This is a genomic window from Streptomyces sp. MMS24-W38, assembly GCF_059889265.1.
Genome location: NZ_JCBCPP010000001.1, coordinates 4712248 through 4730896, shown reverse-complemented (window position 1 = coordinate 4730896; position 18649 = coordinate 4712248). Strand labels below are relative to the sequence as shown.

At 72.9% G+C, this 18649-nt stretch carries 19 protein-coding genes and 1 riboswitch; of the genes, 14 read left to right on the top strand and 5 right to left on the bottom strand.

Translation table 11 applies throughout. The features are described 5' to 3' along the window. Positions 1 to 88 precede the first annotated feature (88 nt). The gene (locus AC6F7H_RS20475; RefSeq protein WP_500761969.1) at positions 89 to 643 is read left to right on the top strand and encodes a response regulator; all 555 of its coding nucleotides are present in this window, start codon (positions 89 to 91) and stop codon (positions 641 to 643) included. On the opposite strand, the gene AC6F7H_RS20470 is transcribed toward AC6F7H_RS20475, so the two are convergent. Both AC6F7H_RS20470 and AC6F7H_RS20465 read right to left on the bottom strand, forming a co-directional pair. Continuing rightward, positions 587 to 1330: a class I SAM-dependent methyltransferase gene (locus AC6F7H_RS20470; RefSeq protein WP_500758375.1), complete on the bottom strand. Its 744-nt coding sequence runs from the start codon at positions 1328 to 1330 to the stop codon at positions 587 to 589. The genes AC6F7H_RS20475 and AC6F7H_RS20470 overlap by 57 nt on opposite strands. Positions 1331 to 1584: 254 nt before the next feature. Beyond that, positions 1585 to 3021, bottom strand: a complete 1437-nt coding sequence (locus AC6F7H_RS20465; protein ID WP_500758373.1) for an MFS transporter — start codon at positions 3019 to 3021, stop codon at positions 1585 to 1587. A gap of 194 nt (positions 3022 to 3215) precedes the next feature. Here AC6F7H_RS20465 and AC6F7H_RS20460 point away from each other — a divergent pair, with 194 nt between their 5' ends. The 6 genes from AC6F7H_RS20460 to AC6F7H_RS20435 all read left to right on the top strand — a co-directional run bounded on the left by AC6F7H_RS20460 (position 3216) and on the right by AC6F7H_RS20435 (position 6747). Further along, the gene (locus tag AC6F7H_RS20460) at positions 3216 to 3878 is read left to right on the top strand and encodes a class I SAM-dependent methyltransferase (protein ID WP_500758372.1); all 663 of its coding nucleotides are present in this window, start codon (positions 3216 to 3218) and stop codon (positions 3876 to 3878) included. Positions 3879 to 3937: 59 nt separating this feature from the next. Next, positions 3938 to 4951, top strand: a complete 1014-nt coding sequence (locus tag AC6F7H_RS20455; protein ID WP_500758371.1) for an N-acetylmuramoyl-L-alanine amidase — start codon at positions 3938 to 3940, stop codon at positions 4949 to 4951. 157 nt (positions 4952 to 5108) lie between these two features. Further along, on the top strand, positions 5109 to 5918 hold the full coding sequence (locus AC6F7H_RS20450) for a hypothetical protein (RefSeq protein WP_500758369.1): 810 nt from the start codon (positions 5109 to 5111) through the stop codon (positions 5916 to 5918). A gap of 133 nt (positions 5919 to 6051) precedes the next feature. Then, complete coding sequence (locus AC6F7H_RS20445) at positions 6052 to 6345, top strand: hypothetical protein (protein WP_500758367.1); 294 nt, start codon at positions 6052 to 6054, stop codon at positions 6343 to 6345. A gap of 75 nt (positions 6346 to 6420) precedes the next feature. Beyond that, on the top strand, positions 6421 to 6546 hold the full coding sequence (locus AC6F7H_RS20440; RefSeq protein ID WP_500758366.1) for a hypothetical protein: 126 nt from the start codon (positions 6421 to 6423) through the stop codon (positions 6544 to 6546). A gap of 75 nt (positions 6547 to 6621) precedes the next feature. Then, positions 6622 to 6747 (top strand): hypothetical protein, encoded by a 126-nt coding sequence (locus AC6F7H_RS20435; protein ID WP_500758365.1) that lies wholly within the window; start codon positions 6622 to 6624, stop codon positions 6745 to 6747. A 34-nt stretch (positions 6748 to 6781) separates the two neighbouring features. On the opposite strand, the gene AC6F7H_RS20430 is transcribed toward AC6F7H_RS20435, so the two are convergent. From AC6F7H_RS20430 to AC6F7H_RS20420, 3 genes are read right to left on the bottom strand one after another with little or no spacing between them, the layout of a single operon-like run. Further along, complete coding sequence (locus AC6F7H_RS20430; protein ID WP_500758364.1) at positions 6782 to 7858, bottom strand: prenyltransferase/squalene oxidase repeat-containing protein; 1077 nt, start codon at positions 7856 to 7858, stop codon at positions 6782 to 6784. Further along, positions 7855 to 8601 carry a class I SAM-dependent methyltransferase gene (locus AC6F7H_RS20425; RefSeq protein WP_500758363.1) on the bottom strand — a complete coding sequence of 249 codons (747 nt, stop codon included), beginning with the start codon at positions 8599 to 8601 and terminating at the stop codon, positions 7855 to 7857. Before AC6F7H_RS20425 ends, AC6F7H_RS20430 begins: the two co-directional genes overlap by 4 nt. Further along, positions 8595 to 10028: a glycosyltransferase family 4 protein gene (locus tag AC6F7H_RS20420; protein ID WP_500758362.1), complete on the bottom strand. Its 1434-nt coding sequence runs from the start codon at positions 10026 to 10028 to the stop codon at positions 8595 to 8597. Before AC6F7H_RS20420 ends, AC6F7H_RS20425 begins: the two co-directional genes overlap by 7 nt. Before the next feature lie 306 nt (positions 10029 to 10334). On the opposite strand from AC6F7H_RS20420, the gene AC6F7H_RS20415 reads away from it, so the two are divergent. The 7 genes from AC6F7H_RS20415 to AC6F7H_RS20385 all read left to right on the top strand — a co-directional run bounded on the left by AC6F7H_RS20415 (position 10335) and on the right by AC6F7H_RS20385 (position 18595). Then, positions 10335 to 10955, top strand: coding sequence for a TetR family transcriptional regulator (locus tag AC6F7H_RS20415; RefSeq protein ID WP_500761967.1), 621 nt, complete (start codon positions 10335 to 10337; stop codon positions 10953 to 10955). Between the two features lie 280 nt (positions 10956 to 11235). Then, the gene (locus tag AC6F7H_RS20410; RefSeq protein WP_500758361.1) at positions 11236 to 12618 is read left to right on the top strand and encodes a glycoside hydrolase family 10 protein; all 1383 of its coding nucleotides are present in this window, start codon (positions 11236 to 11238) and stop codon (positions 12616 to 12618) included. Positions 12619 to 12780: 162 nt separating this feature from the next. Further along, positions 12781 to 12853, top strand: a riboswitch (cobalamin riboswitch). Between the two features lie 131 nt (positions 12854 to 12984). Next, positions 12985 to 14247: an SCO2321 family membrane protein gene (locus AC6F7H_RS20405; RefSeq protein WP_500758360.1), complete on the top strand. Its 1263-nt coding sequence runs from the start codon at positions 12985 to 12987 to the stop codon at positions 14245 to 14247. Further along, on the top strand, positions 14244 to 14906 hold the full coding sequence (locus AC6F7H_RS20400; protein ID WP_500758359.1) for an SCO2322 family protein: 663 nt from the start codon (positions 14244 to 14246) through the stop codon (positions 14904 to 14906). The genes AC6F7H_RS20405 and AC6F7H_RS20400 overlap by 4 nt, the downstream gene beginning before the upstream one ends. Positions 14907 to 14961: 55 nt before the next feature. Next, positions 14962 to 16074 carry an energy-coupling factor transporter transmembrane component T gene (locus AC6F7H_RS20395; RefSeq protein WP_500761965.1) on the top strand — a complete coding sequence of 371 codons (1113 nt, stop codon included), beginning with the start codon at positions 14962 to 14964 and terminating at the stop codon, positions 16072 to 16074. Continuing rightward, entirely contained in the window at positions 16071 to 17747 is a 1677-nt protein-coding gene (locus tag AC6F7H_RS20390; protein ID WP_500758358.1) for an ABC transporter ATP-binding protein, read from the top strand. The genes AC6F7H_RS20395 and AC6F7H_RS20390 overlap by 4 nt, the downstream gene beginning before the upstream one ends. Continuing rightward, positions 17744 to 18595 (top strand): ECF transporter S component, encoded by an 852-nt coding sequence (locus tag AC6F7H_RS20385; RefSeq protein ID WP_500758357.1) that lies wholly within the window; start codon positions 17744 to 17746, stop codon positions 18593 to 18595. The genes AC6F7H_RS20390 and AC6F7H_RS20385 overlap by 4 nt, the downstream gene beginning before the upstream one ends. The last annotated feature ends 54 nt before the right edge of the window (positions 18596 to 18649 follow it).

Here is an 18649-nt window from a genome sequence, read left to right as displayed (position 1 = left end):
TGGCGTTCTGGAACGCGTTCGGGCGAAGACGCGAGGGCGTGAAGCGGCGCATTCCGCCCGTTCGTCCTACGCTTCGTCCGTGAACGAGATGCCCCGGGACCACCGGCCCACCACCTCCGTCCGGGTCCTGCTCGCGGAGGACCCCGTCACGAGGTACGGGGCGCTCGCCTTACTGCTCCGGATGGAGCCGGGAATCGAGGTCGTGGCCCAGGTGGCGGCGGGGCGATCGGTCGTGGAGACGGCGCTCACCCACCGCCCCGACGTCGCCCTCCTCGACCTCGGGCCGGCCGGTCCGAGCGGCCCGGGCGGTCTGGACACCGCCGCCGCACTGCGCGACCAGGTGCCCGACTGCCGGGTGCTGATCCTCACCACGACCGGCGGGCCCGACCGGCTGCGACAGGCCATGGCGGCGGGGGCCGCCGGTTTCCTCGTCAAGGACGGGTCGGTACGGGAGTTGACCTCCGCGATCCGCCGGGTGCTGGCCGGGGAGACGGTGATCGACCCCGCGCTCGCCGCCGTGGCGGCGGCCGACACCACCGTCCCGCCGTCACCGCTCACGGCCCACGGCTCCGCTTCGGGCCTGCCGTCATGCGTCCCGTTGGAACAGTGCCGTCCAGAGGAAGTCCTCCCCGAAGAGCGGTGAGTCCTCCGGTTCCTTCCGCATGCGGCGCAGTTCGATCCCGGTCAGGTCGGAGAAGATCCGGCGCAGCGACTCGTCCGTGTAGGCGAGCCCGCCCCGGAGGCCGCCCTGCCCCCGGTAGAACTCCGCGTCGGACAGTTCCGAGCCCATCGCTCCCGCCGCGAAGCAGGTGAGCGCGAACCGGCCGCCCGGGGCGAGGACCCGGTCGAGCAGCGCGAGGTAACTGATCCGGCGGTGCGGGGGCAGGTGGTGGAAGCAGCCGGAGTCGTACACCAGGTCGTACGGTCCGGCGAGTTCCCCGCCGTCACGGGTGAGGGCGAAGGCGTCGCCGCAGTGGAACCGGACGCCGCGCGCATCCGTCTCGCGGGCCCGCTCACGTGCCCAGCCGACGGCGGCCGGGGAGAGGTCGACCGCGTCGACCTCGAAGCCGTGCGCGGCCAGATACAGCGCGTTGCGGCCGGGGCCGCAGCCCACCTCGAGCGCCCGGCCCCCGGTGAGCAGGCCCCGCTCGACGTACGACACCAGGCTCTCGTCCGGCTTCGCCACGAAGAACGGCACCGGCCGGGAGCGGTCGGCGTAGAAGCCGTCCCACCAGTCGGCGCCCTGCCGCGTCCACCGGTCGGCCTCCGGTGCGAACAGGTCGTCCAGCAGGCCGAGTACGTCGTCCACGGTGCGTGTGCTCCGGTCCATCCGGGCCCCCTTCCGTATGCGGTGACCGTATCCACAGGAGGCGTGAAGTCCCAGGCCGGCGCAGCTGGTTGGGACTTCCACGGAGGCTTCGGCGACCCCTGGGAGGGGCTGGCGCGACCGGCGCCGAGGGGCCGTTCGGGGGCGGGGAGGAACATCCGTGCCGGCCCCTGCCACGGGCCGTCACGGCACCTCTCCGACCGGCCCGACGCCCACTTTCTCCACTGCTTTCCCCGCTGCCCGCCCCCAGGGCGCTCTCAGTGCGCCGCCGTGGCTCTCCGGGGCAGCCAGAGCCACATCAGCACCATCCCGGCGGCCAGCACAGCCGCCCCCGTACGGAACGACAGGGCGTATCCCTCGGTCAGGGCCTCCGGCGTCCCGCTGCCCGCCGTACGGGCCGCCGCGATCGTCGACAGGACCGCCAGGCCCAGCGAACCGCCCATCGTGCGCGAGGTGTTGATCAGCCCGGAGACCAGGCCTGCCTCCTCGGGGGCCGCGCCGGAGGTCGCGAGCGCGGCGAGCGGGGTCCCGGCGATGCCCCCGCCCAGCATCATCAGGATGCCGGGGAACATGATCGACGTCAGATACGCCCCGTCCGCCGTCATGGTCGACTGCCAGGCGAAGCCGGTCATCGCGACGAAGGTGCCGAGCACGGCCACGGCGCGCGCCCCGGCCGCTCGCATCAGCCGGGGCGCGACCTTGGAGCCGACGATCACGGCGAACGAACTCGGCACCAGGGCGAACCCGGCCTCCAGCGGGGTGTAGCCGAGGACGTTCTGCGCGTAGAGGGTCATGAAGAACCACATGGAGAACATCGCGGCGCCGTTCAGGAACATCGCCACGTTCGCCGACGACACCGACCGCACCCGGAACAGCCCCAGCGGCATCAGCGGGGCCTTGGCCCGCGCCTCGACGAGGAGGAACAGCGCGATGAGGGCGAGTCCGGCGAGCAGCGGCACCAGGGTGGGCGCCGCCGTCCAGCCCTCGGCCTCGGTCTGGGAGATGCCGTAGGCGAGGGTGGCGAGGCCGGCCGTCACGAGCAGCGCGCCGGGCAGGTCGAGCCGCCGCCCGTCCCCGGCCCGGCCCTCCGCCAGCCACCAGGCGGCCCCGGCCAGCACCACCACCCCGATCGGCACGTTGATCAGCAGGACCCACCGCCACGACAGCGCGTCCGTGAGCAGCCCGCCGACGAAGCCGCCGGCCGCGCCGCCGCCCGCCCCGACGGCGGTCCAGGTCGCGATGGCGCGGGCGCGGGCGGCGCCCTCGGGGACCGCCGAGGTGACGATGGTCAGGGTGGAGGGCGCCAGGACGGCCGCCCCGAGCCCCTGCACCGCCCGCGCCAGCAGCAGTTGCCAGCCGTCCTGGGCCAGTCCGCCGGCCAGCGAGGCCAGCGTGAACAGGCCGAGGCCGACGAGGAACATCCGCTTGCGTCCGTAGAGGTCACCCGCGCGTCCGCCGAGCAGCATGAAACCGGCGAAGGCGATGGCGTACGCGTTCACCACCCACTGCAGGCCCTGCGCGCTGAGCCCGAGGCCGGTCCGCATCGACGGCAGCGCGACGTTGACCACGGAGACGTCGAGCACGACGAGGAACTGCCCGACACACGCGAGCGCCACCGCCAGCCACAAAGGAGGCGCGCTGCGACGGGGTGTGCGGGTGACGGTGGTGTCCGGAACTTCGAGCATGGGCGCCATGATCTCAACCGGCGAGCACCCCTTGCATCGGGAATTCGCCGGGACGGGCCCTGGTCCTTCCGACCTAGGACGACCCGGAGCCGCCCGCAGCGGCGCTACGAGCCCCCCGTCCGCCGCTCCCGACGGGTACGGCACTATGGGCACCCCCAGACGCGTACGACCGGACGCGTACGACCGAGAGGACGCCGGAACCGATGCCGACGCCGAACCCCCCGGCACCCGAGCCCGAGATCCTGGCCGCGTTCGAGGCGGCGAAGGGCTTCATGCCCGCGGACGAGGGCCTGGCCCTGTACGCGGCGGCGGCCGAGGCGGGACGGCTGGGCCTGCCGCTGCTGGAGGTCGGCACCTACTGCGGCCGGTCGACGCTCCTGCTGGCCGACGCGGCCCGCGCGGCCGGCGTCACCGCGCTCACCGTGGACCACCATCGCGGCAGCGAGGAGCAGCAGCCGGGCTGGGACTACCACGACCCGGAGACGGTCGACCCCGAACTGGGGGTGATGGACACCCTGCCGACCTTCCGCCGCACGCTCCACCGGGCGGGCCTGGAGGACCACGTGGTCGCCCTGGTCGGCCGCTCCCCGGTGATCGCGGCCCTGTGGAACTCCCCCCTCGCCCTGGTCTTCGTCGACGGCGGCCACACCGACGAACACGCCACGGCCGACTACGAGGGCTGGGCCCCGCACGTCGCCGAGGGCGGCCTGCTCGTCATCCACGACGTCTTCCCCGACCCCGTCGACGAGTTCACCGGCCAGGCCCCCTACCGCGTCCACCTCCGCGCCCTGGCCTCCGGCGCCTTCACGGAGGTCTCGGCCACGGGCTCACTGCGCGTCCTGCGCCGTACCGGGCACGGGATCTGAGGCTCGGAGGCCGTCCCAGGGGGACGATGGCGGTGCGCGGCGGCCGCTAGGGTGGCCGGGTGTCGTACACCGGACCCGGCTTCGAACCGCCCCCCGCCCGCCGCTCCCGGAGCAGGCTCCTGACCGCGGCGCTGGCCGCGCTCGTACCGGGGGCGCTGCTCGGGTGGGCCGTCTACGCGGCCGTGGACGGGTCGGGGGACGACGGGGGCGCTACCGCGGGGTCCGAGGTGTCCTCGGGTTCTGCTTCGTCCCGTGCGCCGTCCTCCCCCGGTGCCTCGCCGTCGGACGGGTCCGGCGACCCGGACGGCGGGAAGCCGAGCGACTCCGCAGCTTCCGGCTCCCCGTCCGATCCCGCCTCCCCGTCCGATCCCGCCTCCTCGTCCGCGCCCGCCGGGTCCGGGCCGCTCAAGGGGAAGGTCGTCGTCATCGACCCCGGACACAATCCGGGCAACTTCCGGCACACCGCCGAGATCAACCGCCAGGTGGACATCGGGACGAACTCCAAGGAGTGCGACACCACCGGCACGTCCACCGACGACGGTTACACCGAGGCGAAGTTCACCCTGGACGTCGCCCACCGGATGCGTGAACTCCTCGAGGAGCAGGGCGCCACGGTGAAGCTGACCCAGGACGCCGACCGGCCGTTCGGGCCGTGCATCGACGAGCGGGCCGAGATCGGCAACAAGGCGAAGGCGGATGCCGTCGTGTCGATCCACGCGGACGGTTCGGGCACCGGGAACCGCGGCTTCCACGTGATCCTCCCCGGCTCCGTGCGCTCCGGCGCGGCGGACACCCGGGCGATCGTCGGCCCCTCCCGCGAACTCGGTGAGCGCATCGCGGGCAACTTCGTGCGCGTCACCGGCAACGCGCCCTCCAATTACGTGGGCGACGGCACCGGTCTCGTCACGCGTAAGGACTTGGGCGGTCTCAATCTGTCAACGGTTCCCAAGGTGTTCATCGAGTGCGGCAACATGCGCGATAGCAAGGACGCGGCACTTCTGACCAGCGGTGCCTGGCGGCAGAAAGCGGCGCAAGGAATCTCCGAGGGAATCGTGAGTTTCCTGCGCGGGTAGAGATCAGCGCACTGATCCAGGCGGACATCCCGATCGTGCGGACGATAGTGTCGTCCCCACGACGAGGGGTCACCCCCGCGCTTCACACCGGGCCCCGAGGGCGAGGTGGTGACAGCGACGCCTCTACCGACGACGAGACGACCCAGAAGGACCTGAAGTGAATATCCGCTCCCTCACTCGAGGCGACGGCGTGGTGATCGGAGCAGCGGTATTGCTGTTCATCGCGTCGTTCCTCGACACGTTCGGCGGCGACGAAAGCAACATCCCCAACGCCTGGGACAACCTGGGCCTGGTGATGAGCCTGTACATCGCCGGCATCGCCGGTGCGGCTCTCATCGTCATGGCCCGCGCGCTGCCCCAGCCGCCAAAGGTTGCCGGTCTTGACCTGGGTCAGCTCGGCGTGGCCCTGACGATCTTCGCCGCGTGGACATCCTTCTGGACGATCATCGATCCGTTGGGGGCGTTCGACGATCTCTTCTCCGGTCTCGGCGGCAGGGAGCCCGACACCGGCGCAGGCCTGATCCTCGGCCTGATCGCCGCCCTACTCCTGACCGCCGCCGCCATTGCCACCCCCCTGGTCCCTGCCCTCGAGGCCGCCCTCATCCCGGAGGCCCGTCCCGCCGCCCCGCAGCCCTACGGCGCCCAGCCGCCCGCCGGTTACGGCTACCCGGGTGCGCAGCAGGCCGGTTTCGGCGGTCAGCCGCAGCCGGGCCAGCCGGGTCAGCCGGGTCAGTCGTTCGGCGGCCAGCCGGCCGCGCCGCCCGCCGCCGACTTCTCGCCGTTCTGGTTCGCCGTCCCGGTGCCCCGGCCGCTGTTCCCGGAGGACGGTTCGCAGACGCCGATCGCCGAACTGGCCCCCGGTACCTGGTACCTGGCCGTCGAGCAGCGCGGCCCGGCCCTCGTCGCCCAGACGCAGGACGGCCGCCGCGGTGTGCTCCAGGACACCTCGGGCATCCAGCGCGGCTGACCCCGCCCCCGTGCCGTACGGCCCCTCGCCCTGCCGGGCGGGGGGCCGTTGTCGTGCAGCTGAATTCCCGCGGAATTACCGGTGTTGACCGCCGTTCGGGTTTGCATCGGGATGCCGGGGCCAGACGGACACCATGTCCCCTCGAAATCGCACGGGTTCCACCTCCGCGGGGACGGTCGTCGCGGTGATCGCGGACATCATGGCCGTCATTCTCGGACTGTGGATTCTGATGTACCTGTTGGACGCCAACCGGGCCAACCGTCTGGTCCAGTTCGTCCATGACGCGGCCTCCTGGCTGGCCGGCTGGTCACGTGACCTGTTCACGTTCGACGCGGAGTGGGCGCGGGTGGTCGCCGGATACGGACTGGCCGCAATCGTCTACCTGTTCATCGGCCACGCCATCGCCAACCGCCTCCACCGACGCTGATCCACACCCCCACGGCCCCTCCGGCCCACGCCCCGACCGCCCGAGCGGCTGATCGCGTGACCAGGGGGTCTGGGGGTGTCCCCCGGAGAACACAGCACGTTCGACGCGGAGTGGGCGCGGGTGGTCGCCGGATACGGACTGGCCGCGATCGTCTACCTGTCCATCGGCCACGCCATCGCCAACCGCCTCCACCGACGCTGATCCACACCCCCACGGCCCCTCCGGCCCACGCCCCGACCGCCCGAGCGGCTGATCGCGTGACCAGGGGGTCTGGGGGTGTCCCCCGGAGAACACAGCACGTTCGACGCGGAGTGGGCGCGCGTGGTCGCCGGATACGGACTGGCCGCGATCGTCTACCTGTTCATCGGCCACGCCATCGCCAACCGCCTCCACCGGCACTGAGGGCCTTCGGCCCCTTCCCCGGCACCTGGGCCGCTCAGTCCAGGGCGCAGCAGTCCGGGTCGAGGCCTCGGGGCAGGCGGTCGCCGCCGAACACCGCACAGGTGGCCTCGTGGCCGCCGAGCGCGGCGACGGCCAGCAGCAGCGAGCCGGCCGTCCAGGTGGTCAACTCGACCGGCCAGATCGCCTCGTCGTCGAAGACGTACCCCGTCCAGTACAGGCCGCTCTCCGGATCGCGCAGGTGCTGGATGGACTGGAGGATCTCCAGCGCCCAGTCGGACTCGCCCATCGCCCACAGGGCCAGGGCGAGTTCGGCCGACTCCCCGCCGGTCACCCACGGGTTGGGGATCACACAGCGCACCCCGAGTCCGGGGACGACGAAACGGTCCCAGCCCTCCGTGATCCGGGCCTTGGCCTCCGTGTCGGTGAGGGCGCCGCCCAGTACGGGGTAGTACCAGTCCATCGAGTAGCGGCCCTTGTCGAGGAACCGCTCCGGGTGGTGCCGGATCGCGTGCCGGAGCGCGCCCGCCGCCAACTCCCAGTCCGGCTGCGGCTCTTCCCGCTGCTCGGCGATGGCCAGCGCGCAGCGCAGCGCGTGGTGGACGGAGGAGCAGCCGGTGAGCAGCGCGTCGGTGGTGGCCGTGCCGTCGTCGTCGCGCCGCCAGCCGATCTGCCCGCCGGGCTGCTGGAGCCGCAGCACCCACTCCACCGCCGCGTACACGGTGGGCCACAGGCGGTCCAGGAAGGTGTCGTCGCCGGTGGAGAGGTAGTGGTGCCAGACGCCGACGGCGACGTAGGCGACGAAGTTGGTCTCCCGGCCCCGGTCGGTGACGTCGTGCGGGTCGCCGTCGGCGTACGCCGCGTACCAGGAGCCGTCCGCCAACTGGTGCCTGGCCAGCCACAGGTAGGCCCGCTCGGCGGCCTCGTGGGCGCCCGCGACGTCCAGCGCCATCGCTGCCTCGACGTGGTCCCACGGGTCGAGGTGGTGTCCGCGGAACCACGGGATCGCCCCGTCCTCACGCTGCGCGGCGAGGATGCCCGCGACGGTCTCGGCGGCCTGCCCGGCGGTGAGGACCCCGGGCAGGACGAGGTGTTCTGTCCGGGGGGTGGTCACTTGGCGCCCGCCCCGGCCTCGGTGCGGGGCAGATGCGGTTTGGTCGCGTACGCCACGAAGCTCTTGCCCATCACCGGGTTCAGGGTCCGCTCCGCGATGCGGGTCGCCAGCGGCTTCTTCATGATGTCCCAGACCAGCAGCTTGTGGTACGCCCGCACCGGCAGCGCCTTGTCGTTGTCCACGCCGAAGGCGCACTTCAGCCACCAGTACGGCGAGTGCAGCGCGTGCGCGTGGTGGGTGCCGTAGGGGCGCAGGCCGGCCTCGCGCATCCTGGCCAGCAGTTCGTCGGCCTTGTAGATGCGGATGTGGCCGCCCTCGACCTCGTGGTAGGCGTCGGACAGGGTCCAGCACACCTTCTCGGGCCCGTAGCGCGGGACGGTGACCGCGATGCGGCCGCCGGGCTTGAGCACGCGGACCATCTCGGCGAGGACGCCCTTGTCGTCGGGGATGTGCTCCATCACCTCGGAGATGATCACGACGTCGAAGGACTCGTCGGGGAAGGGCAGGGCCAGGGCGTCGCCCTCCATCGCCGTGGCGGTGGCCCCGGCGGGCGCCTCCCCGGCCTCCTTCATCGCCGCGAACCACTTGGCGACCTCGCGGATCTCCTCGCCGTTCTGGTCCAGCGCCACGACCCGCGCCCCGCGCCGGTAGCACTCGAACGCGTGCCGGCCGGCTCCGCAACCGAGGTCCAGGACACGGTCGCCCGGGGCGAGCGGGAACCGGGAGAAGTCGACGGTCAGCACGTGGCCCTGCTTTCGCGGTGGGAGGTGACGGGTTCTTCTGCGACGAGCGGCCGGTCCGCCGCGGGACTGGCGACGGCGGGGTCGGCGCCCACGGTCTCCGCAGCCCTTGTGGTCCCTGCGACCCCGGCGCGGGCCATCGCCTCGCGGTAGCGGGCCACCGTGCCCTCGGCCGCGCGGGCCCAGGTGAAGTGCCGCAGCACCCGTTCCCGGCCGGCCGCGCCGAGCCGCGCGCGCAGCTCGGGGTCCCCGAGCAGTCGGTTCAGTCCGGCGGCCAGCGCGCCCGCGTCGCCGGGCGGGACGGCCAGGCAGGTCTCGCCGTCGCGGCCGGCCACCTCCGGGATCGCGCCGCCGGTCGTGGCGAGCAGCGGCGTGCCCGTGGCCATGGCCTCGGCGGCCGGGAGCGAGAAGCCCTCGTACAGCGACGGCACGCAGGCGACCTGGGCGGAGCGCACCAGGTCGACCAGTTCCGCGTCCGAGATGCCCTTGACGAACTCGACGGCGCCCTCGAGCCCGTAGTGCTCCACGGCGTCGGCGACGGGCCCCTTGGTGGGGCGCTTGCCGACCACGACGAGATGGGCCTCGGGCTGCTCGACGCGGACCTTCGCCAGCGCCTCGACGAGGAAGACCAGGCCCTTGAGCGGCACGTCCGCACTGGACGTGGTCACGATCCGGCCCTGCACGACGGGCACCGACGCGTCCGGCGAGAACAGGTCGGTGTCGGCGCCGATGTGGACGACGTGGATCCGGTCCTGCCGTACGCCCAGGTGCTCGACGATCTCCTCACGGGAGGTTCCGGAGACGGTGAGCACGGACGGCAGCCGGCGGGCCACCCGCTTCTGCATCCTGGTGAAGGCGTACCAGCGGCGCACCGAGGCGCGTCGCCGCCTGCTCCCGGCGGCGTCCAGCTCCAACTGCCGGTCGACGGTGATGGGGTGGTGGATCGTGGTCACCAGGGGTGTGCCGAGGTCGCCGAGCAGGCCGTAGCCGAGCGTCTGGTTGTCGTGCACGACGTCGAAGTCGCCCCGCCGGGCCCGCAGATGGCGGCGGGCCCGCAGGGAGAAGGTCAGCGGTTCGGGGAAGCCGCCGGTCCACATCGTGCCGACCTCGAGCGCGTCGATCCAGTCGCGGTACTCGTCGCGGCCCGGGGTGCGGAAGGGGTCGGGCTGGCGGTAGAGGTCGAGGCTGGGCAGCTCGGTGAGGCTCAGCCCGTCGTGGCCCTCGTCGAGGACGGGGTAGGGCTGGGCGCCGATGACCTCGACCTGGTGTCCGAGGCGGGCGAGTTCGCGGGAGAGGTGGCGCACGTAGACGCCCTGGCCGCCGCAGAACGGGTTTCCCTTGTAGGTGAGGAGTGCGATGCGGAGCGGTCGCAAGCCATCGGCGGCGGAGGGACCCCGCGAGGGCCCGGCCTGACTGGCCTCAGCGGTCACCCTGGGCCCCCTTCTCCCTGCACGGTCCCGCGACTCTACGTCGGGACGTTAACCTGGAACAAGTTTCAGAGTTGATCGTTCCGAGGCTCCGAATCTACCGGCAGGTAGGGACACCGGGAGCAGTGGATCAGGTGATTCACGCCACGACGGGACGCGTGCCATGCTGTCCGATCACCAACCTTCACCGACGGTCACGGAACGGGGCCCATGCCCGCGGAAGCCAACACGAAGAAGGCGGCCAAGGCGGCGATGCCACCCAAGCCGAACAAGGCCGACGGGGCGGACTGGGCCGACAAGGCGGTGATCATGGGAGCCGGCACCACTGGAACCTCCCCCACCTCACCCCTGACCGAGCGGCAGGAGGCGCGCAGGCGCCGCATCCTGGACGCGAGCGCCCGGCTGGCCGGCCGGGGCGGCTTCGACGCGGTGCAGATGCGGGAGGTCGCGGAGTCCTCGCAGGTGGCGTTGGGCACGCTGTACCGCTACTTCCCGTCCAAGATCCACCTACTGGTGGCCACCATGCAGGACCAGCTGGAGCGCGTGCACCGCACCCTGCGGAAGAAGCCCCCGGCGGGCGACACGGCCGCGGAGCGGGTCACCGGGACCCTGATGCTGGCCTTCCGCGCGCTCCAGCGCGAGCCGCAGCTGGCCGACGCGATGGTGCGCGCGCTGGCCTTCGCGGACCGCAGCGTGCGCCCGGAGGTCGACCAGGTCTCCCGCCGGACGACGAAGATCATCCTGGACGCCATGGGCCTCGGGGATCCCACACCGGACCAGCTCTCGGTGGTCCGCGTCATCGAGCACACCTGGCACTCGGCCCTGATCACCTGGCTGTCGGGACGCGCCTCGACCGCCCAGGTCAAGATCGACATCGAGACGGCGTGCCGACTGATCGACTCGACGGCTCCGAAGAGTGAGGCGCCGTGAAGCCGAAACTTTCGACGACTTCCCGCTAGCCGCCACGCACCACTCCCCCTTCACCGCCGGTCAACCTTCGGCCATCCGCAGCCCAGTTGCGCGTGAACGGTTGACCGCCCCTGCAGTCATTCGTATCGTCTGCGCTGCCATTCGGGTTCAAGTCCGAAACTTTCGAATCCAGGCGCAGCGGAATACGGCACAGCGCGGCAGACGATCCCCGGCATCCGCACCACCCGCGCGACCCGCGCGACGGAACACGGGACCCCACCGGAAAAGGGATGACATGCGCATGACTGGAACCAGAACCATCGGCATCGGAGGGGGCGCGAGAAGGGGCGCCGGCATCAGGACCGGCATCCTCACGACCGCGCTCCTCACCGTCACCGCGCTCGTGGCCCTCCCCCAGAGCACCGCCCACGCCGCCGACACCCTGGGCGCGGCGGCGGCCGAGCAGGGCCGCTACTTCGGTGCCGCGGTCGCCGCGAACCGTCTGGGCGAGGCGCAGTACGCCGCCGCGCTCAACACCGAGTTCAACTCGGTGACGCCGGAGAACGAGATGAAGTGGGACGCCCTCGAGCCCAGCCGCGGCTCGTTCAGCTTCGGCAACGCCGACAGGATCGTGAACCATGCCCGGGGCCGGGGCATGTCGGTCCGCGGGCACACCCTGGTGTGGCACTCCCAGCTGCCCGGCTGGGTCTCCGGCCTCGGGGCCTTTGACCTCCGGTCGGCGATGAACAACCACATCACCGAGGTCATGCGGCACTACCGGGGCCAGATCCACTCCTGGGACGTGGTGAACGAGGCGTTCCAGGACGGCGGCAGCGGTGCCCGGCGCAGTTCGCCCTTCCAGGACCGGCTCGGCGACGGCTTCATCGAGGAGGCCTTCCGCACCGCCCGCGCGGCCGACCCGAACGCCAAGCTCTGTTACAACGACTACAACACCGACGGCGTCAACGCGAAGAGCAATGCCGTCTACACCATGGTCCGGGACTTCAAGTCCCGCGGCGTGCCCATCGACTGCGTCGGCTTCCAGTCCCACTTCAACAGCGCCTCCCCGGTCCCCTCCGACTACCGGGCCAACCTCCAGCGCTTCGCCGACCTCGGCGTCGACGTGCAGATCACCGAGCTGGACATCGAGGGCTCGGGCACCTCACAGGCCACCAACTACGGCAATGTCGTACGGGCCTGCCTCGCGGTGTCGCGGTGCACCGGCATCACGGTGTGGGGCATCCCGGACAAGTACTCGTGGCGGTCGGGCGGCACGCCCCTGCTGTTCGACGACAACTACAACAAGAAGCCCGCCTACCACGCGGTGCTGAGCGCACTCGGCGGTTCCGCTGATCCCGGCGGCCCCGGCGACCCCGGCGCGGCCTGCACCGCCACCTACACCACGGCGGAGGACTGGGGCAGCGGGTACAACGGCAAGGTGACCGTCACGGCCGGCAGTTCGGCGATCAGCGCCTGGAGCGTGAAGGTCACCATGACGCCCCCGCAGAAGGTCTCCTCGGTCTGGAACGGCTCACCGACCTGGGACAGCAGCGGCAACGCCATGACGGTGCGGTCCAGTTGGAACGGCACGGTCGCGGCCGGAGCCTCGACCAGCTTCGGCTTCACGGTGACGAGGAACGGCAACTCGACGCCCCCGCAGCTCGGCCCCTGCACGGCCTCCTGACCGAATCCCCGCCCGACCCCACGGGACCCCACGGACCGGCCCGCCTCCGCCGACGAGGCGGGCCGGTCCGTGGCGACGTGACCTCGGCCACCTCGGTTCAAGCCACTTCCGGCCACTTTCTTACGTACGGGTAGAGTGACGGCGTCGTCATCACCCGTACGGGGGGAAGCCGGTGCAATTCCGGCGCTGACCCGCAGCCGTGAGCCGTCCACCGGGACGGCGAGCCGGAATGCCCCGGGCGGTTCGTGACCGGCTCACGCGCCCGGCGGTCCGCCGGGGCGCGGCACCGTCGAGGTATACGGAGCCGAGCCGCCGGGATGTCCCGTGCTGCCCGGCTCCCCACAGGGAGAGAGGCATCCGCCGATCATGAATGTCCGTAGCAGCGCAGCGGTTCTGGCCGCCGTCGCCGTGATCGGTGCCGCCGTACCGGCCGCCGCCGACTCGTCCCCGTCCCCCTCGCCGTCCCAGCAGGCCCTGCCCGCCGCTCTGTACGGCGACGGCGATCCGCAGTACGACGGTGTGTGGCGGCAGTCGCTCGCCCTGCTCGCCCAGCACACGGTGGGCGTCGAGCCGCCGAAGGCGTCCGTCGACTGGCTGGCGGGGCAGCAGTGCGCCGACGGCTCGTTCGCCCCGTACCGTGCGGACACCGGCACGGCGTGCGACGCCGAGACCATGGTCGACAGCAACCAGACCGCCGCCGCCGTCCAGGCCCTCGCCGCCCTCGGCGGGCACGACGCCGTCATCGGCAAGGCCGTCGACTGGCTGAAGTCCGTGCAGAACGAGGACGGCGGCTGGGGCTACACGGCGGGCGGGGCCAGCGACGCCAACTCCACATCCGTCGTCATCGGCGCGCTCGCCGCGACGGGCGAGAAGCCGGCCGAGGTGGTCAAGGACGGCAAGTCCCCCCACGACGCCCTGCTGAAGCTGGCGCTGCCGTGCGACAGCAAGGGTGGCAAGGGCGGGGACGACGGTGCGGGCGCGTTCGCCTTCCAGCCGGACAAGAAGGGCGGACTGGTCGCCAACACCGACGCCACGGCGGCGGGCGTGGTCGGCTCCCTCGGCGCGGGCCTGGTGGTCGAGCCCGGCAAGGGCAAGTCGACGGAAGCCGGTTGCGAGAAGGCGGACACGCCCGAGCAGGCCGCCGCCAACGGCGCCGCCCACCTCACCGGCCTCCTCGCCGAGGACGGCCACCTCGTCTCCGCCCTCCCCGGCTCCGAGGACCAGCCCGACTACGGCAACACCGCCGACGCGGTGGTCGCGCTCGCCGCGCAGGGCGCCACCGAGCAGGCCGCGAAGTCCGCGGCCTGGCTGGAGGAGAACGCCGCCGACTGGGCCGCCCAGAGCGGCCCCGCCGCCTACGCCCAGCTGATCTTCGCCGCCCACGCGACCGGCACCGACCCGCGCGCCTTCGGCGGCAGCGACCTGGTGAAGCAGCTCACGGCGACCGGGCCGACCGCCGAGAAGTCCTCGCAGTCGGCGAACGACGACAAGACCGGTCAGGACGAGAAGGACGGGTCGGACTCCGGGTCCGGTCTCTGGTGGACCGTTCTGACCGTCGGTGTCGGCTTCGTCGCCGCTGTCGGCGTCGTCTTCCTGCTGCGCGGCCGGAGCAGGAAGCAGCAGCCGTGATACGCCGGGCCACCGTGCTGTTCCTGGCCCTGCTCCTGCCGCTGCTGACGGGCGTGGGCCAGGCACAGGCCGCCGGCTACCGGTACTGGTCGTTCTGGGACCTGGACGGCGACGCCTGGACGTACGCCACCCAGGGCCCCTCCACGGCCCGTCCCGCCGACGGCGACGTCCAGGGCTTCCGGTTCGCCGTCAGCGAGGACTCCGCCGACGCGACGCGGCCCAGGGGCGCCGCCGACTTCGCCGCGATCTGTGCGAAGACCCCGGCGAAGGACGGCGAGAAGCGGGTGGCCCTGGTCATCGACTTCGGTACGGCCGCCGACGCCCCGTCCGGCGAGACCCCGCCGGCCGGCCGCACCGCCTGCGCCCGGGTCCCCGCGGACGCCACGACGGCCGAGGCCCTGGCCTCCGTCGCCGAGCCTCTGCGCTACAACAGCAACGCCCTGCTGTGCGCGATCGCGGGCTACCCGGAGAAGGGCTGCGGGGAGCAGGTGTCGGGCGGCGGCACACCGGCGCCCGAGAAGGAGGACGACGCGAAGTCCTCGGCGCCGTCGGCGTCTTCGGACGACGACGGCGGCCCCTCGCTCGGTCTGGTCGCCGGGATCGCCGTGGTGGCGTTGCTGGGTGCGGCCGCGGTCCGGCAGGTACGCCGCCGTGCCTAGGTCGGCAGAACCTGGTGACGCCCGGCCGCGGGGGCGCACCGGCACCGGACGTCCGGTGCCGTCGGGCGCCCCCGCCCCGCGCCGCCGGCAGGGCGACGCCCTGCATCCCGGCGCCTGGTGGCTGTGGGCCCTGGCCCTCGGTGTCGCCGCCACCCGTACCACCAACCCCCTGCTGCTCGCGCTCCTCGTCACCGTCTCCGCGTATGTCGTGGCCGCCCGCCGCCCGAACGCGCCCTGGGCCCGCTCCTACGGCGCGTTCGTCAAGCTGGCGCTCGCCGTGCTCGCCATCCGCCTGCTCTTCGCGATCGTCCTCGGCTCCCCCGTACCCGGCACGCATGTGCTCGTCGATCTGCCCGAAGTCCCGCTCCCCGACTGGGCACAGGGCATCCGCCCGGGCGGCGAGGTCACGGCCGAGGCCCTCACGTTCGCCCTGTACGACGGCCTGAAACTGGCCACGCTGCTCATCTGCGTCGGCGCCGCGAACGCCCTCGCCAGCCCCTCCCGTCTGCTGAAGTCCTTGCCCGGCGCCCTGTACGAGACGGGGGTGGCCGTCGTCGTGGCGCTGACGTTCGCACCGAACCTGATCGCGGACGTCCAGCGGCTGCGCGCCGCCCGTCGGCTGCGGGGCCGTCCCGACCGGGGTGTCCGGGGGCTGCTGCAGGTCGGACTGCCGGTCCTGGAGGGCGCGTTGGAGCGTTCGGTCGCACTGGCCGCCGCGATGGACGCCCGCGGTTACGGCCGTACCGCGCAGGTCCCGGCCGGGATCCGCCGCACCACTGCCGCCCTCACCCTCGGCGGGCTGCTCGGCGTCTGCGCCGGGACGTACGGACTGCTCACCGCCGAAGGCGCCGTCCACGGCCTGCCCGTGCTCCTGGCCGGTCTCGCCGCCGCGCTCGCGGGCCTGTGGCTGGGCGGCCGGCGTTCCCTGCGCACCCGTTACCGCCCGGACCGCTGGGACGCCCGCGCCTGGCTGGTCGCCGGCTCCGGCGCGGCGGTCGCGGCGCTGCTCGCGCTCGCCGCCGCACGCGATCCGGCGACCCTGCACCCCGGTGTGGTGCCGCTGGTCGCGCCCACGCTCCCCCTGTGGCCGGCGGCGGCCGTACTGATCGGTCTGCTCCCCGCCTTCGTCACCCCCGCCCCCGAGGACACCGGCAAGGAGCCGTCGTGATCCGCTTCGAGAACGTCTCCGTGACGTACGACGGCATGTCCGGACCCTCCGTACGGGGCGTCGACTTCGAGGTGCCGGAGGGTGAACTCGTCCTGCTCGCCGGCCCGTCCGGGGTCGGCAAGTCCACCGTACTGGGCGCGGTCAGCGGCCTCGTCCCGCACTTCACCGGCGGCACTCTGCACGGCAGGGTCACGGTGGCCGGCCGCGACACCCGCACCCACAAGCCGCGCGAACTCGCCGATGTCGTGGGCACGGTGGGCCAGGACCCGCTGTCCCATTTCGTGACGGACGTCGTCGAGGACGAACTCGCCTACGGCATGGAGTCGTTGGGTCTGCCTCCGGACGTGATGCGGCGCCGCGTCGAGGAGACCCTGGATCTGCTGGGCCTGGCAGGCCTGCGCGACCGTCCCATCTCGACGCTCTCCGGCGGCCAGCAGCAGCGGGTCGCCATCGGCTCGGTGCTCACCGCGCACCCGCGGGTGCTGGTCCTGGACGAACCGACGTCCGCGCTGGACCCCGCGGCGGCCGAGGAGGTCCTCGCGGTCCTCCAGCGCCTGGTCCACGACCTCGGCACCACCGTCCTCATGGCCGAGCACCGGCTGGAACGCGTCATCCAGTACGCCGACCAGGTGGCGCTGCTGCCGGGGCCGGGCGAGCCCCCGCTGCTCGGCACGCCGGCCGAGGTGATGGCGGTTTCCCCGGTGTTCCCGCCGGTGGTGGCGCTGGGCCGGCTCGCGGGGTGGTCCCCGCTGCCGCTGACCGTGCGGGACGCGCGCCGTCGGGCGGCCGGTCTGCGGGAGCGGCTGGCCGACGCGGCGAGGCCGACGCGGGAGCCCGCCCGGGAGACCTCCGAGGACGCGGCGCCCGTGCCCTTTGGTCGGCGCCTGTTCAAGCGCGCCGAGGCGGACGCCTCGACTCCCGCCCCTGTGGCGGAAGTCCGCTCCCTCGCCGTCCGCCGTGACCGCGTCCAGGCCCTGCGCCACGTCGACCTGACGGTCGCCCCCGGCGAGACGGTCGCCCTGATGGGCCGCAACGGCGCCGGGAAGTCGACGCTGCTCGGCGCCCTGGTCGGCCTGGTCGAACCGTCCGCCGGTTCGGTCCGCACCGGTGACGCCGTGCCCCACCGCACCCGTCCCCGCGACCTGGTCCGCCGGGTGGGACTCGTCCCGCAGGAGCCGCGCGACCTGCTGTACGCGGACACGGTCGGCGCGGAGTGCGCCGCCGCGGACCGGGACGCGGAGGCGGAGGCGGGCACCTGCCGCGCCCTGCTGTCGGAGCTGCTCCCCGGGGTCGCGGACGACACGCACCCCCGTGACCTGTCCGAGGGCCAGCGCCTGACCCTCGCCCTGGCCGTCGTCCTCACCGCCCGCCCGCCCCTGCTCCTGCTCGACGAGCCGACCCGCGGCCTGGACTACGCGGCGAAGGCCCGCCTGGTCGCCGTACTGCGGGGGCTGGCCGCCGAGGGCCACGCCATCGTCCTGGCCACGCACGACGTGGAACTGGCGGCGGAACTCGCCCACCGGGTGGTCCTGCTCGCCGAGGGCGAGGTCATCGCAGACGGTCCGGCGGCCGAGGTGGTCGTCGCGTCACCGTCCTTCGCCCCCCAGGTGGCGAAGATCCTGGCCCCGCAGCAGTGGCTCACGGTCTCCCAGGTGCGGGCGGCCCTGTCATGACCCCCGCACGTACCCCGACCGCCATCACCGGCGCGCAGCGCCAGGCGCGGGCCGTCCGGCTGGGCCCGCGTTCGCTCCTGGCACTGGCCCTGGTGAGCGCGGTGGGCGTGGCCGCCTTCGGCTGGCCCTTCCTGGCCCCACCCGCCTCCACCCTCAACGCCCACGCGCAGGACGCACCGTGGCTCTTCTCGGGGCTGCTGGTGCTGCTGGTCGCGGTGGTGGCGGCGACGATCTCGGAGTCGGGCCTCGGCCCGAAAGCGGTCGCGATGCTGGGCGTCCTGGCGGCGACGGGCGCGGCCCTGCGCCCCATCGGCGCGGGGACGGCCGGTCTGGAACCCATGTTCTTCCTGATGGTGCTGAGCGGCCGGGTCCTCGGTCCCGGCTTCGGCTTCGTGCTCGGCTCGGTGACGATGTTCGCGTCCGCGCTGCTCACGGGCGGGGTCGGGCCGTGGCTCCCGTTCCAGATGCTGGCGATGGGCTGGTTCACGATGGGCGCGGGCCTGCTCCCGGGCCCGGACCGCATCCGGGGCCGCGCCGAGCTGTGGATGCTCGCCGCCTACGGCTTTCTGGCGGCCTTCGCCTACGGCACGGTGATGAACATGGCGGGCTGGCCCTTCATGGCCGCCCTCGCCTCGAACATCTCCTTCGACCCGGACGCGTCGGTCCCCGCCAACCTGGCCCGCTTCGTGGCGTACTGCCTGGCCACGTCCCTCGGCTGGGACCTGGGCCGGGCCCTGCTCACCGTCGTCCTGGCCCTGACCCTGGGCGCCCCGGTCCTCCGCGCCCTGCGCCGTGCCACCCGCCGAGCGGCTTTCGAGACGCCGGTCACTTTCACGGGGCACCCCTGAGTAATCGTCCCGCACGCTCACGGTGACGGTGACGGCCGACCACGGTGAACCACC